Below are 14,836 nucleotides of genomic sequence, written 5' to 3'. Positions count from 1 at the left end.
GTTAGTTCATTCTAACTAAGCTTCTAACACTAAACTAATATTATTTACCTGTAGCTACAAGAAAATAACTTTTATCTTTTAAATTTTTATCAATTACTGTATTAACTCTTAATATAGCATCATTATAAATATACTCCTTTATAGGATCTTCTAAATAAGCTAATTCTTGAACTCCAACTTCCTCTTTGGAATATAGATATAAATTATATTCTCTATTATTTTCTATATAATTAAATTGTTCTAATATAGATAAAACTATTTTACCTATACTTTCATCACTATCAATTAAAATAGTATTTTTTTGCTTATTTAAATTAAAAAACATTTCCTTGTTACTTATCATTATTACTAATAAGTTTAAATCTATTGTATTTTCTTTCTTTAATTTATTTATTATTATTACATTGTTTAACTTATTAAATTCTTCTTTTATATCTTTATTTGATATATTAACTTCACCAACTGCAACTATTATATTATAGTTACTTCTTATTTTCTTAATTCTTTCTATATTCTTATGATTTAAAGATTTTGCTAATACTAAAATCATATCTGAATTACTATTTAAATTATATTTATTTATGCCTTCTTCTTTTTCCATCAAATAGTAAACTTCAACTGTATTTTTTTCAATATTATAATATTTAGCCCTCTTCTTAAAACTATTATCACCTAATATTTCAAACTTAGATGAAATATTATTAAATTTAATATTCTTTTCATCTTCTAAACAAATTATTTTTATTTTCATTAGTATTACCCCATTTTTAATGATATGTTAATTATATCACAAATAAAGGTAATATTAATAAACTTTTATCAATTAGTAAAAATGTTATTTATATAACATTCCTCCATTAATTTATATTTTCATACCTTTAATTTCTTGATAAAGATAAGCTGCATAAGAGTCCGTCATACCACATATAAAATCTGTTACTAATAATAATCTTGAATAATCCTCACTACAATCACTTTGCTCTATATTATTTTCACAAACAAACCTATAATTCTTAGAAATTAAAGAATACAACTTACCATCATATCCTTTATAAGGTTTAACCTCTTTATTTAATGCAGCTGGTATAAATATATCTAATAGCGTATGAATTATATTATATCCAACTATTTCATTAGCCACTATTTTCTCATTAGTATAAACATATTCTTTAGATATATTTCTTAAAAACATAGAAATATTTTTAGCTTTTGAATTTCCTATTAAATCGCCTTCATAAACTCCATTCATAATATCATCATAAGAATTAATAAATTCCTCTATAACCGAATCCTTTAAATATCTATTTAACTTTATTATAAATGACTTTAATGCATACTCTCCAGGATCCTCATAGCCATATTCCTCTTTAGCTATATCATAATTTTTTGATAAATAAAATGATAAACTTTCTTCTAGAGTTTTCTCTTCATAGCCTTCTTCTTTAATAAATTCCTCATACTTTGCTTTAAAAACATCATGAGATATTATTTTCTTGTTAAAAGAATCTTCTAAATCTCCTAAAAGATATGCTATATCATCAGCAGCTTCTAAAATATATACTAAAGGATTTCTGCTACACCATATATTAGTATCATCTGCTATCTCTTTAAAAACATCACTTTCTGATTTAAAATATCCAATTTTCTTTAATTTACTTTTTTCTAATTCAACTGACGAAATTGGATATTTTATAACTGAACTTAATACTCCTGTTGTTAAGTTCATTCCAAATCTATCTATAACAAAATGAAGCTTTGTTAAAATCCTTAATCCTTGTGCATTTCCTTCAAAATTTAATAAATCTAAAGCTTCTTGTTTATCTAAATTAAAGGTATATTTATCATAACTAAAAGTATAAGTATCATCATCATTTTTAGATAACTTTTCTTCAAACCATTCTCTAATAGCAACCTCTCCAAAATGACCAAATGGAGGATTACCTAAATCATGTATAAGGCCTGCACAAGCTAATATATTACTCATATCTTCTACCATAGTAGCATTAACTTCATCCTCTGATTCACTAGTAATATCCATTAATTTATATCCAATACTTATCCCAAGAGATTTTGCAATTGAAGATACTTCTAAAGAATGTGTTAATCTTGTTCTAACAAAATCTAATTTTTCTAAAGGAAATACCTGTGCTTTATCTTGAAGTCTCCTAAATGATGCACTAAACAAAATTCTATCATAGTCATTTTCAAATTCATCTCTACAATCTAAGTGCTTTTTATTACTTTTATAATCTCTAATACGCTTTTTATTCAATATTTGTTTCCATGTAAATCTAGCCATATCTAAAGCTTCCTCTTTACTATATAAATTTTTGCATATACTTAATTTCAGCTATATTTAACATTTTTATTCTCAATTCTTAATAAAGTTCTGTTAATAGTTTTCCCTTTTTCATTTTGATATTTTCTAGCTAAATACTTTGTAAAATAAAATAAGACCCTAATAAGCTTTTATTTTGATTGCTTATTAAAGTCTTGTTTTATATATTCATCTACAGCATGTTTTAAAAATTTTCTTTATCCTACTTTAGCTACTCCACTATTAATATTCTTTTTGCTTCTTATAGTTGATACACTACTAACCTTCTTAGTAATACTTATATTTAAAATCTCATTAGTTAAACTTCTATATTCCTTTGTGCTTTTGCATCTTGGATCATACATAGATACTGGTAATCCATTAATTTGACTTTTCACTATTATACTACTTTGATGAATTTCTGTATCAAAAACTTTATATGGATAAAGCTCTTTTATCTCTTTTCTAAAAGATTCGCTAAGCTTTGTTCTTGAGTCTACTCTTGTTAATAATATTCCTTCAACCTTTAACTTTTTATTAAATGTTTTTTGAATTAACTTTATTGTCTTTGATATATTTTTAAGACCTTGCATATTAAATAAAGAAGGCTCCATTGGTATTATTATACTATCACTAGCAACTAATGCATTAATAGTAGTAATTGATTGACTTGGTGGACAATCTATTAATATAAAATCATAATCATCCTTTAAATTCTCTTCTTCTATCAAATTACTTAATAGTCTTTTACAATTTTTCATTTTTATTAAAGCTAAATCACAATTACCAACTTCTGAATTATTAGGAATAATATCTAACCCATCTAAGGTTGCACATTTCTTTATTGTTTTTCTTAAAGATTTTCTCCCCTTAAGACAATTAACTAATGACTCATTATCTGGCTTAAATCCTACACTAGTTGTTAAATTAGCTTGATAATCATTGTCTATTATCAAAACTCTATAACCTGAATTAACTAACTCAGCTGCTATATTTACTACTGTTGTAGTTTTAGCACATCCCCCTTTGTGATTGCATACACTAATAACCTTCATTGTTTTTCTCCCCTAACTCTCATACCATTTTGTTTATTTTTTTATTTTTCTTATCATAGTTTATCAATCTATAATATTGCTAAAATTTAAATATGTATTAATTACATTATAATACATTTTACCACTTATGTAATATTTTTACAAATTTTATTTAAAAACTCTATTTTATATCTCTACAAGGATTCTTTTCTTACATTTACTTATACTATACCATTCACAATTCCCACATATGTCATCCATAATTTCCTTAGTAATATGACTCTTTATATATTTTAATAAAGAGTCATATTTATATATTTTTTCTTCTAACTTAAAATATCTTATTACTTTTTTATCAATAATATTAACAGTATCAGATTTACATATCTTATTTTCAGCTAAGTTAGGGCACTTACTACAAATATCATCTTCCGAAAATATCAACTGTACTTGTGCATTTTCTTTTTTTATTAATTCCACTATTTCAGTCATATTTTCAACAAACTCTTTGCTATATCCTTTTCCACTATATCCTTGAGTACATAACAAATGATGTGGTCTAAGCTTTATCATAACTAATAACTCCTTTTATTGATTTATGATTTCTTAACATAGAACCAATTATAGTTGCTAATGCTGCTTTAATTATACCTACTAAGATAAATGGTAATACACTTACTAAAAAAGCATTATAGAAACTTGATCCTGTTACTAATGAAAATTGAAATGCTCCAGCTAGGTAGTTAGGAATTGAAGCTAATATCATTCCTAAAAAAATTAGAATTTTATTATCTGTTCTTTCGCAAACTAATCCTATAATAAAACTCATAATTGGAAAAGATAAAATAAACCCACCTGTTGGTCCCACTATCGCACCAATTCCTGCTGAAAATCCTGAAAACACCGGTAATCCAATGGCCCCCATTAATACATAAACTAATATTGATATAAATGCTTTTTTACTACCTAAAAGAATTCCAACTAAAGAAACTGCAAATGTTTGTAATGTTAATGGTACTCCCCCAGGCAAAGGTATTGCAATTTGTGAAAGTATTGCCGTTATTGTTGCAAATATACAACAATATACAATGTCTAAAGTTTTTCTTTTCATAATATTCCCCCTCTTAATTGTTAACCATTTTAAATATTTTGGTTTACAAATATTTTATATTACAAATCTTATTAAGTCAATTTTTTTAAATTATTTAAAAACAAATATGATATAATCAATATTACTTATATAAAATTAACTAACGAAGAGGTACTAATAATGAAAGAATTAAAAGTTTATTTTACATCCGACCTTCATGGATATGTTTATCCAACAGACTATATAGAAAAGAATGAAAAAAATATTGGTTTACTTAATATAATTAATAATTTCAATAAAGATGGAAATACCTTAATAATTGATGGTGGAGATACTATTCAAGGTTCCCCTTTTACAAATTACTTAAGTAATTCAGATTTTGATATACATCCAATTGCAACTATTATGAATGTTGGTGGATATGACTTTATTACTTTGGGTAATCATGACTTTAATTATGGAAAAGAATACTTAAAAAAATATTTAAATAACCTGAATGCTAAGTGTCTTTGTACTAATGTTATAGATAAAACTAATGAGCTACCAATTCTTCCATATAAAATAAAGACAATGGAAAATGGATTAAAAGTTGGCGTAATGGGATTTACTACTGATTTTATTACTAGATGGGAACGTCCTGAAAATATAGAAAATATAGATATTATTGATACTTTTGATTCAATAAAAAAATATTATGATACTGTAAAAGAGCAATGTGACATACTTATAGGTGTATATCATGGTGGATTTGAATATGATTTAGAATCTCACAAGCAATTAAGTACTACAAAAGAAAATATAGCTTATAAGATATGTAAAGAATTTGATTTTGATATACTTCTTACTGGGCATCAACATTTACCTATTGCTAATATGACTCTTCATGGAACTCATATAGCTCAAACTCCGCATAATGGTAGTAAATTCTTAGAATTAAAACTTACTATAGATGATACTGGTTCAATAAACATTAATTCATCATTAGAAAACATAGAATTAAATCCTAATAAAGAAATGTATGATAAATTCTTACCATTAGAAAATAAAGTTCAACAATGGTTAGATACTCCTGTTGGTGTTTTAGATACTGAACTTCAGCCTACAACTCATTTAGATATGGCTTTAAATGGTTCAAATTTAGCTAATTTTATAAATCAAATCCAACTTGAAAGTAGTGATGCTGATATAGCATGTACTGCTTTTGCAAATGTAATAAAAGGCTTTGGTAAAAATGTTACTGTAAGGGATATTTTATCTACTTATCCATATCCAAATACTTTAGTTGTTCTTGAAGTTAATAGAGAAATATTAAAGTTAGCTTTAGAAAGAGCTGCTAGTTACTTTGAAAATAATAATGGTAATGTAACTATATCTGAAAGATTTTTAAAACCTAAAGTTGAACATTATAATTATGACTATTTTACAAATATTAATTATGCTTTTGATTTAAATAAGGAAGTTGGAAATAGAGTTACTTCTATTACATATAAAGGTGAAGAATTATCAGATAATCAAACTTTAACTTTAGTTATGAATAACTATAGAGCAAGTGGTGCTGGTGGATATGAATTCTATGAAAATTGTAAAGTTGTTAAAGAAATTTTAATTGAAATGCCTGAAATAATTATTAATTATTTTAAAAATAATCCAAAAGTAGTTGTAGATACATCTAGATACTATACTACTTTAATATAAAAATAAAAAACTAAAAGAGCATACATCTATATGATGAACTCTTTTAGTTTTTTATTTTAAATTATAAATATTTTTCATTTTATTATATAATTTGCTATTTTTCTCCTTAAAAGATATAATTTCATTAGTTTAAAATTTTAGATATTATATTTACAGGAGAATTTAATTTATGAAATATAAAGTTATACTATTTGATGCAGATGAAACATTATTTGATTTTAAAAAAGCTGAAAAAGAAGCCTTTAAAAATACTATGATAGAATTTAACATTGATTATGATGAAAACTATCATTTTAGTACTTATAAAGAAATAAACACAGCTATTTGGAAAGAGCTTGAAGAAGGTCTTATTACTCAAGCAAAACTAAAAACAGAAAGATTTAGAAGATTAATTGAAAAATTAAATCTGAACTTTAATGAAAATGACTTTTCAGATGCTTATATGAAACACTTAGCTGCTGGCTCATTTTTATTTGATGGAGCTACTGAGCTTATAGAAGATTTAAGTTCTAAATACATACTTTCTATTGTTACTAATGGACTTACTTCTGTCCAAGAAGGAAGACTAAAAAAATCTGTAATAGCAAAATACTTTAAAGATATAGTAATTTCAGAAAGTATAGGTATAGCAAAACCTCATCCTGACATATTTGGACATGCTATAAATAATCTTGGTACTTTTAATAAAGATGAAATTCTTATGATTGGAGATAATTTAAATTCTGATATAAAAGGTGGTATTAATTATAATATAGATACCTGCTGGTATAATCCAAATAAATTAGAAAATAAAACAGATTTAAAGCCTACTTATGAGGTTTGTGATTATACAGAATTAAGAAATTTATTATTAGATAAATAAATTCTAAATTCAATTTATAAAAAAATATAGGGTAAGTATATATGTAGTACTTATCCTATATTAAAACTTCTACATATTTTTGAGTTTACTTTATCTACAGAGTAAATATTAGCTGCCTCCCTTAGTCTCATTGTATTTCTTATAATTTAATAAGTGTGTATACCATATTCTGTTTTTTTTATTTTTTTTATAAAAATATTATTTTTTGATTCTAATAAGTTCTTTATATTATTACTTATATTTAACTTAACCTTCTTATCTAAAGAACTATCTAAAAATAATATATTATTAACCCCACCTTTCTCGCAAACGTTTTCAATTAAGTCATAATTATAAAAATACTTCATATATAAATCTCCACCTATAGCATTATTAATAGAATTTATAACACCAAATATTTGCATACTCTCTAAAGCTTTATACCTTAAATATGCATTTTCAAAATCCAAACTTATTAAAGAGTTTATAAAGTATTTTTCAATATCATTTAATAAATTAATTTCAACAACTAAAAGATTCAACTTATTAATTGGAGATAAATTAAACTTATATATTTCTTTTTCAAAAGCTATATTATAATCCTCTCTAATACCTACTAACCTTAAAATTTTCTCGCTATAAACACTTCCCATTCCTTTGTACCCGCAGTTAGTATCAAACCAATACTCATTTGAATCTTCATCAAATAAAATCAAATTATAATAATTTTTAGTATTACCTATTACCTCATAATAATCATGGTCTTCATTACTAAATGCCTTAAATGCAGTTATTTTTTTCATTTTACTTAATATTCTTTTTGCATATTCATAAGATTTGTAATATCCATTTTTTCCAGACTTATATATCAATATTCTCACCCCTAATTAAATTATATACTAATTTCTATAACTTTTTATTATTATTTATAAAAAAAGAAGCTACTCTCTATTTTGAGATAGCTCCTTTTATCTAAAATTTTATACAAGAAATATTATGTACTACAAATTATACAATTTCATCTGAAGATATTTCTTCCTTGTTATCAAGACCTAGCATATGTTTTTTTGAATAATATGATGTATGTAAAAGTTCATGGGCTAAATGTGATAATGGTTCTTGATAAAATTCATTGTATACTGCTACTATATCTGGATTTTGGTAACTACACTTTATCTTTAAATTTTGGTCTTTGTTATATAATCCTTCTATACGACTAAGTCTTATTTTATCGTTTATTACTTTTGTAGTTTTAGGTTGACCGCCTCCACCTATGCAACCACCTTTACAAGCCATTACTTCAATAAAGTCATAATCAACTTCTTTATTTTTTATCTTTTCAATTAATGTTCTTGCATTAGCAGTTCCTTGTACTACTGCTAATTTTAAATTAACATCTCCTATAGTTATAGATGCTTCCTTTACTCCATCTAATCCTCTTACTGGCTCAAAGTTTAAAAGCTCTTTAGTTGGATCCTCACCTGTTATTAAATGATATGCAGTTCTAACAGCAGCTTCTGTAACACCGCCACTATTACCAAATATAACTCCAGCACCACTACCTAGACCTAACATATTATCAAACTTAGAACCTTCTAAATTTTCAAAGTCTATTCCTTCTTCTTTGATCCATTTAGCTAGCTCTTTAGTAGTTATTATAATATCGTTGTCTCTTAGACCTTCTATGTCATTAAATTTAGCTGAATCATTCATCTCTGGTCTATCTATTTCAAACTTTTTAGCAGTACATGGTGTTATAGTGACATTTACAATCTTGCTTGGATCAATATTTGCTTTTTTAGCGAAATATGTTTTGATAGTCACTCCTTGCATAGAAATTGGACTCTTAGCAGTAGATAAATTATTTAATAACTCAGGATAGAAAGTTTCTACAAATGTAACCCATCCTGGACAGCAACTTGTAAATTGAGGTATATTTTCATTCTTTTCAACTATTCTTTTTACAAGCTCATTTGCTTCTTCCATTATAGTCATATCAGCTCCAAAAGTAACGTCAAATACATAATCTCCTCCTAGTTCTCTAAGGGCATGTACCATTTTATCTTCCACATATGAACCTGCATCCATTTTAAATTCTTCACCTAAAGCAACACGAACTGCAGGTGCTGTATTAAATATTACTATTTTGTCTTCATCTTTTAAAGCTTCTTTTACTCTATCTATATCTTCCACTTGAGTTATAGCTCCTACTGGACATGCTTGAGCACATTGTGCACAGTTTATACATATTGCTATATCATTAGTTTTTTCTAAATCAAAAAAGTTAGCAACTCCTATTTCTTTCTCACATACACGCTTACAGAGACCACATTTTATACATTTTTCGTGGTCTATTTTTATAGCCTTGTTATCTGATTCTATTGGTACAACTTTCTCTGTAAATAAATGTTTCATTTTTTTAGCACTCCTTGTAAATTATTTTATAAAAAACATAATAATAATATTATACTATTTTTTATAAAATTTTAAAATATGTTATGATTTGTAATTTTATGTAGTATAAGCACTTAATTGTAATAATATTGTATTATTATTAATAAATTCAAATAAAATTAAAAGCTAGCAGCTGTTACTTAGTAACCGCCACTAGCTTTTCAACTACCTTAATATCTGCTGGAACCCATTTTTGTGATGATAACTCTTCTATTAAAACCCATTTTGCATCATTATGAGCATTTAAGTTTAATGTTCCACCACATATTTCACAAATAAAGCAATGCATTGTTAAGTGAAAATTAGGGTAATCATATTCTACAGTTGTTAGATAGTTTAGATTAGTAATATCTAATTCTAACTCTTCTTTTATTTCTCTTATTAAAGCCGCTTCTTGGGTTTCCCCTAATTCTATTTTTCCTCCTGGAAATTCCCACATATCAGCAAACTCACCATAGCTTCTTTTAGTGATAAATATTTTATCTCCCTTTTTTATTATTGCTGCAACAACTTCTATAGTTTTCATTGGTTCTTACCTTTCTACATTACTCATAACTTTAAGCTGAGTTATATTTAATAATAATATTATATCTTATATTTCCACACCATATTATCAACTCCTGGTGCCCAATAGTCTTTAACTATCACGTAAGGGTCTCCAAATTTTCTAATCCATTTTGGTTGTGCTTGCTTATATCCACTCTCTAAACAAACCTCTTCTATTCCTTGCTTCTTCAAATATGTTATTAGATAATTAATCAAAGCAGAGCCTATTCCTCTACTTTGATATTGTGGTAGTATATATAATCCACCTATTTCCCCTAAGTCTGTTATTTCGTTATTGATACATATTTTTATATCTTCACTACAAGGAGTAAAAGATATTGTACCAATTACTTTATCATTATGTTTAGCAATAAAAAATATTGGTTCATCATTATTAATTGATTGCTTCAATAAATCTCTCTTTTCATTTATCATGGCTTTAACTTCATCATCATCATCTAAATGACATAAGTCAAATGCGTATGGAATAGTAGTTTTAATAACTTCATATGCCCCTTCAAAGTCTTCATCTGTTAACTTCATTATTGATAGATTCTCAATCATCTTTAATCCCTTCATTTCTATTATTAATTATTCTATACTTATATAATAATGAATAATTTTCCAAGTATCAAATATGTTTTCGAAACTTATGAATTATAGCCATATTATAAATCCACTAAATCACTATATAAAAATAAAGGCCCTACAATAAATGCAAAGCCTTTATTTTATTTATAACTAAAATTTATAATACTTATATAAAAACATTTTTTACATGTTTTTATACTTAATTTTTAACTCTAAAAATACCCCACATACCTGATTCTATATCCCATTTTATTATACCTGATCTATATAAATAATCACCAGGTATCATAGATGCTCCGCCTAATAGCTCAATATTAAATACATTACCTACACTCATAGCCCCTTGAGCTGATATTATTCTTGTAAATGGATCATCTGATTGTTCCTTCCATTCATGACCATGAAGTACAAAACAAGTATTTCTAGGCTTATCTCCAGGCATTATAAGTCTTATTATCACTTTTTCTCCTGGCTTAGCTTCAAATACTGGTGTAGATGGATCTCCATGTGTCTTAGAACTAAATACTTTTGAGATATCATCATCTTTAAATTCTAACCTATTAAAAAATCTTTCTGAACGATAGTTAAAGCCTTTTTCACCTCTATCTTCAAAATCTACTGGCTCTACTTCTCCCTCTTCTCCTACTTCTCTGTTAGTTTGTATTAGATTACCCTCTTTATCTAAAAGTCTTATTCCATTATGCATAAATAAGACAATTTCTTTAAATTCTTCTTTATTTTTCTTTATAATAGTTACTTGTTCTCTATATTCTTTATTATATCCACAATTATAGTCGCTATCTATTATAGCTCCTTCTGGCTCTATTATTATTGCCCCAAATAGACCATGGTATCTATGGTTTCTTATATCTGTTAAAGATGATAATAGACAAGTACCATACTCTTTATCTGCATACCATATATAAGTTATACTTTCCCCTGGTGCTACAGTTTGCTCTACATTATTGTAACCTATATTTACGCCACTATCTTTTATTGGATCGAATTTTAAAAATTGTGGAGTAATACCTACTCTCATAGATGGCTTAATTTTTTTATCAACTGGGACACCTGGAAATTCACAATATGGTATAGGTTTATCAAAACAATTAGTTAAAGTAAGCTTTATATATTCACCCTTTCGTGCTCTTAGTATAAGAGGAATAGGCTCTATCTTTCCATTTATCACGTCATCTTTATATTCATATGGCACAAATAGCAATCCATCTGGATCATGGTCGCCAAAATCATTATACTTAATATCTTTTTGAATTGCAGCTATATGAAACTCTCTAACTTTTTTACTTGGATAGCATTTATTTTCAATCATCCATCTTTTAATTTTATATTTACAATATTTTATTTTTGTGAATAAACATCCCTTGAATTTGTTAATTGGTAATAATTTATCAGTTTTATTTTTGTAAGCTCTTATTATTCCCCATAGTCCTAACCAAATATCATCTTGTCCTCCAAAATAGTAAATATAATCTCCTGGTTTATAATCATCTGTTATTCTTATATTAAATGCTTCTGATATTCCTAATGTTTGAGCTTGAACTAATGGTGAATTATTATCTGTTATTTCTTTTCTCCACTTTAATCCATTTATATTAAAGGCATGTTGTTCTTCGTGAGCTCCATCTAATAATCTTATTACTATTTCATCTCCAGGATAAGTTTCAAGTATTGGTGTCACTGGATCACCATGATATCTAGAACTAAATACATATGCTGGATCATCATCTTTATTTTGTAGTCTCTCTCTTAATGGCTCTGATTTATAATTTATACCCATAACACCTGGATCATCATGTGAACCTGGGAATGGAGGCGGATTTAATGCCTTACCATCTTTATCAAATAACAATGCAAAATCATGAACGAATAATCCAAATTCTCTAAAAGCTCTACCTGAAGGTGTCTTTATTACAGCTTTTGTTCCATATTTTATTTGCTTACCTGTTTTAGGATCATGATATGTGGCTCCTTTAGGCTCTATTATAAGACTTGCAAATACACCATGTTGCTGATGTGAATTTGGGTTAAAATGATCATGGAAGAAACAAGCATTTAATTCATCATTTGCAAAATATCTTTCTACTAAAGTTTCTCCAGGAAATACAGAAGCCATATTATTATATCCATTTGCTCCTCCATCCGAAGTTATACCATCAAACTTAACTAGGTGTATATGGAAACCTACATTGTCAGTTATTGTTTCTAATTGGAATTCTGTTGCAGGCAATGTTTCTGGTAAAAAGTTTGTAGTTCTAACTTCTATACAATCCCCTTTATTTGCTCTTATAACCAGCGGCTCAGCATCAATATAACCATTTTCTACACCCTCTATATATTTCTTAACCAATTTTTCTCTATTTTCTAGAGTGAGCTTACATCCTGTATAATCTTCTATTTGCTCTTTTGAAATATAAAATCTACCATAAGGATCATTCCATCCTGCCCTGTTATATACTAATTTAGCTTCTACTACAAATAATTCAAATACAACATCTGGATCTCTAAATTTACATTTACAATCATCATTACAATCATTTTCGGGCTTATTATATGATTTGTATAACTCTTCCTTAGCTCCTTCACATTTATTCTTTTTAGGACAACTTTCTGCATATAAAGCTCCTGGAGCAAAGTTATCTACAAAATTTGCCGCCTCAAGACAAGTAGGACATATTTTATTAGTTCCTGTTTGATTTAGTATACCTAAAGGTGGTTGATTCGCTCTTTGTCTAAAATCTCCATTTATAAAATTAGGATATCCAGGATGAAGCAAATCTTTTTTAGGTGGCATTTCTCTATCAGGAAGAGGATTTAAAGCCTTTATATAACTTCCATCTGGATATAATGGTGGTATAACTTCTCCATTTTCAAGTATTACATCTTTTCCAGTTTCTAATCTATCAAATACTCTCCATAAAGACCACATTCCTTCATGGAAATGAGGATAAAGATGGCAATGCCATATATGATCTCCTATAGCACCAACCAAACTTCCTGCTCCAAATAATATATCAATATCGTATGATTCTTGTGGACTTATTGATATGGAATCTATTATTATTGAATCAGGATTATCTTTTTCTAATCTCCATTGATGTGAATGAAGATGGAATACATGGGTTTCTTTTACGCCACCATGTATAAGTCTAAATCTTGATGGATCTCCTTTATAAGCTCTTGGTATAAAAGTAGATGGATCCCCATAAGTCCAGGAACTCATAGAAACATCTTCTCCATCTACTACATGGTGATGTTCTGGTCGCTCCACTATATCTACACAATTAACAGAATCACATATATCACAAGGTTTACATTTATCATAAGGTTTGCAATATTTAAATCCTTTATCTTTTGGCGGTATATAATTAGCTCTATTTACCATAGGCTCTGATCTGTAACTTATTGCAGTTACTCCCATTGGCTGATTTGTATGAGGATCTATTATTATTCCTCCAAATCTATTTACCATTTCAAGTTCATCTTGAAAATATACTGCATATTCTCTAAAGCTTGGTTTAAATGGATTATGGATATCTGCAAATATACCACTTCTAAGCTTACTTCCATCTACAGGGTCTGTCCAAGTAGATCCTTTAGCTTGGACTATTAATGCTCCAAATAATCCATGGCTATTAGTTCCTTCTTCACTAAATCTTGTGTCTCCCATATCACTAAAATAGAAAATACCTTCTCTATCTGCATACCATTCATAAGTTATCTTTTCACCTTTACCAACTGTAGAATCTTCATTATAACCAACATTAGCACCATCTGATTTTATATTTTTATATTTAAGTCCTTGCATATTAATTGATAGTCTTCTATCTTCATTATGCTTAAATTCTATTATTATTGTATCTCCAACATTTGCTCTTATTGTAAGAGGTTGAACTTCTTCTGTAGGTTTTGGAAGTGGATCTCCATTTTTGTCTTTATTTTTAAAGTTACATAGAGCTTTCTCTCTTACCCTATCTTTATCTTCACTTAATATATACATTAGCCCATTTGGATCATAGTCACCAAAAATATCATATACAATCGGAATTGATAATACTGTAACATTAAACTTCCTAATTTTACTTTCAAATCTATTGAAATCCATTTGTATTTCTCCTTTAATCATTTGTTTAACTTAATCATGTGTTTACTTTATTAATATGACATATGATTACAATCTGTTACTTTCTTCTTGTTTTGACACATCATAATTTAAGGAGAGTTTTTCTACCAACAACAGTCATAAAATG

Annotated in this window: 12 protein-coding genes; 2 read left to right on the top strand and 10 right to left on the bottom strand. The window is 27.0% G+C overall.

Annotation, left to right across the window (positions count from 1 at the left end):
* Positions 1–40: 40 nt before the first annotated feature.
* From EJJ37_RS02240 to EJJ37_RS02220, 5 genes are all read right to left on the bottom strand, one after another.
* Entirely contained in the window at positions 41–751 is a 711-nt protein-coding gene (locus tag EJJ37_RS02240; RefSeq protein ID WP_133013968.1) for a hypothetical protein, read from the bottom strand.
* Positions 752–862: 111 nt separating this feature from the next.
* Positions 863–2,299: a deoxyguanosinetriphosphate triphosphohydrolase gene (locus tag EJJ37_RS02235; RefSeq protein ID WP_133013967.1), complete on the bottom strand. Its 1,437-nt coding sequence runs from the start codon at positions 2,297–2,299 to the stop codon at positions 863–865.
* 236 nt (positions 2,300–2,535) lie between these two features.
* Positions 2,536–3,372 carry a ParA family protein gene (locus EJJ37_RS02230; protein WP_133013966.1) on the bottom strand — a complete coding sequence of 279 codons (837 nt, stop codon included), beginning with the start codon at positions 3,370–3,372 and terminating at the stop codon, positions 2,536–2,538.
* A 165-nt stretch (positions 3,373–3,537) separates the two neighbouring features.
* On the bottom strand, positions 3,538–3,924 hold the full coding sequence (locus EJJ37_RS02225; protein ID WP_243124824.1) for a DUF1284 domain-containing protein: 387 nt from the start codon (positions 3,922–3,924) through the stop codon (positions 3,538–3,540).
* Positions 3,911–4,462: a biotin transporter BioY gene (locus tag EJJ37_RS02220; protein WP_133013965.1), complete on the bottom strand. Its 552-nt coding sequence runs from the start codon at positions 4,460–4,462 to the stop codon at positions 3,911–3,913. Before EJJ37_RS02220 ends, EJJ37_RS02225 begins: the two co-directional genes overlap by 14 nt.
* Before the next feature lie 159 nt (positions 4,463–4,621).
* Here EJJ37_RS02220 and EJJ37_RS02215 point away from each other — a divergent pair, with 159 nt between their 5' ends.
* Together EJJ37_RS02215 and EJJ37_RS02210 are read left to right on the top strand one after the other, a co-directional pair.
* On the top strand, positions 4,622–6,136 hold the full coding sequence (locus EJJ37_RS02215; RefSeq protein WP_133013964.1) for a bifunctional metallophosphatase/5'-nucleotidase: 1,515 nt from the start codon (positions 4,622–4,624) through the stop codon (positions 6,134–6,136).
* Positions 6,137–6,305: 169 nt separating this feature from the next.
* Positions 6,306–6,998 (top strand): YjjG family noncanonical pyrimidine nucleotidase, encoded by a 693-nt coding sequence (locus EJJ37_RS02210; RefSeq protein WP_133013963.1) that lies wholly within the window; start codon positions 6,306–6,308, stop codon positions 6,996–6,998.
* Positions 6,999–7,144: 146 nt separating this feature from the next.
* Here EJJ37_RS02210 and EJJ37_RS02205 read toward each other — a convergent pair whose 3' ends face one another.
* From EJJ37_RS02205 to EJJ37_RS02185, 5 genes are all read right to left on the bottom strand, one after another.
* Positions 7,145–7,849, bottom strand: a complete 705-nt coding sequence (locus tag EJJ37_RS02205; RefSeq protein WP_133013962.1) for a hypothetical protein — start codon at positions 7,847–7,849, stop codon at positions 7,145–7,147.
* 136 nt (positions 7,850–7,985) lie between these two features.
* Positions 7,986–9,392, bottom strand: a complete 1,407-nt coding sequence (locus EJJ37_RS02200) for a [FeFe] hydrogenase, group A (RefSeq protein ID WP_133013961.1) — start codon at positions 9,390–9,392, stop codon at positions 7,986–7,988.
* Positions 9,393–9,567: 175 nt separating this feature from the next.
* The gene (gene mutT, locus EJJ37_RS02195; RefSeq protein WP_133013960.1) at positions 9,568–9,957 is read right to left on the bottom strand and encodes an 8-oxo-dGTP diphosphatase MutT; all 390 of its coding nucleotides are present in this window, start codon (positions 9,955–9,957) and stop codon (positions 9,568–9,570) included.
* A gap of 59 nt (positions 9,958–10,016) precedes the next feature.
* Positions 10,017–10,541, bottom strand: coding sequence for a GNAT family N-acetyltransferase (locus tag EJJ37_RS02190; RefSeq protein ID WP_166484640.1), 525 nt, complete (start codon positions 10,539–10,541; stop codon positions 10,017–10,019).
* A gap of 226 nt (positions 10,542–10,767) precedes the next feature.
* Positions 10,768–14,691 carry a multicopper oxidase domain-containing protein gene (locus EJJ37_RS02185; RefSeq protein WP_133013958.1) on the bottom strand — a complete coding sequence of 1,308 codons (3,924 nt, stop codon included), beginning with the start codon at positions 14,689–14,691 and terminating at the stop codon, positions 10,768–10,770.
* Between the last annotated feature and the right edge of the window lie 145 nt (positions 14,692–14,836).

The organism is Clostridium cuniculi (assembly GCF_004353185.1).
In the GTDB taxonomy this organism is placed as follows: Bacteria; Bacillota; Clostridia; order Clostridiales; family Clostridiaceae; genus Clostridium; species Clostridium cuniculi.
Note: the sequence above shows the minus strand (reverse complement) of the source record. Positions and strands in the feature narration are given on the sequence as shown.

Coding starts and splice junctions, on each gene's coding strand:
- EJJ37_RS02240 (WP_133013968.1), bottom strand. CDS start 751: ATGAAAATAAAAATAATTTGTTTAGAAGATGAAAAGAATATTAAATTT.
- EJJ37_RS02235 (WP_133013967.1), bottom strand. CDS start 2,299: ATGGCTAGATTTACATGGAAACAAATATTGAATAAAAAGCGTATTAGA.
- EJJ37_RS02230 (WP_133013966.1), bottom strand. CDS start 3,372: ATGAAGGTTATTAGTGTATGCAATCACAAAGGGGGATGTGCTAAAACT.
- EJJ37_RS02225 (WP_243124824.1), bottom strand. CDS start 3,924: ATGATAAAGCTTAGACCACATCATTTGTTATGTACTCAAGGATATAGT.
- EJJ37_RS02220 (WP_133013965.1), bottom strand. CDS start 4,462: ATGAAAAGAAAAACTTTAGACATTGTATATTGTTGTATATTTGCAACA.
- EJJ37_RS02215 (WP_133013964.1), top strand. CDS start 4,622: ATGAAAGAATTAAAAGTTTATTTTACATCCGACCTTCATGGATATGTT.
- EJJ37_RS02210 (WP_133013963.1), top strand. CDS start 6,306: ATGAAATATAAAGTTATACTATTTGATGCAGATGAAACATTATTTGAT.
- EJJ37_RS02200 (WP_133013961.1), bottom strand. CDS start 9,392: ATGAAACATTTATTTACAGAGAAAGTTGTACCAATAGAATCAGATAAC.
- mutT (WP_133013960.1), bottom strand. CDS start 9,957: ATGAAAACTATAGAAGTTGTTGCAGCAATAATAAAAAAGGGAGATAAA.
- EJJ37_RS02190 (WP_166484640.1), bottom strand. CDS start 10,541: ATGATTGAGAATCTATCAATAATGAAGTTAACAGATGAAGACTTTGAA.
- EJJ37_RS02185 (WP_133013958.1), bottom strand. CDS start 14,691: ATGGATTTCAATAGATTTGAAAGTAAAATTAGGAAGTTTAATGTTACA.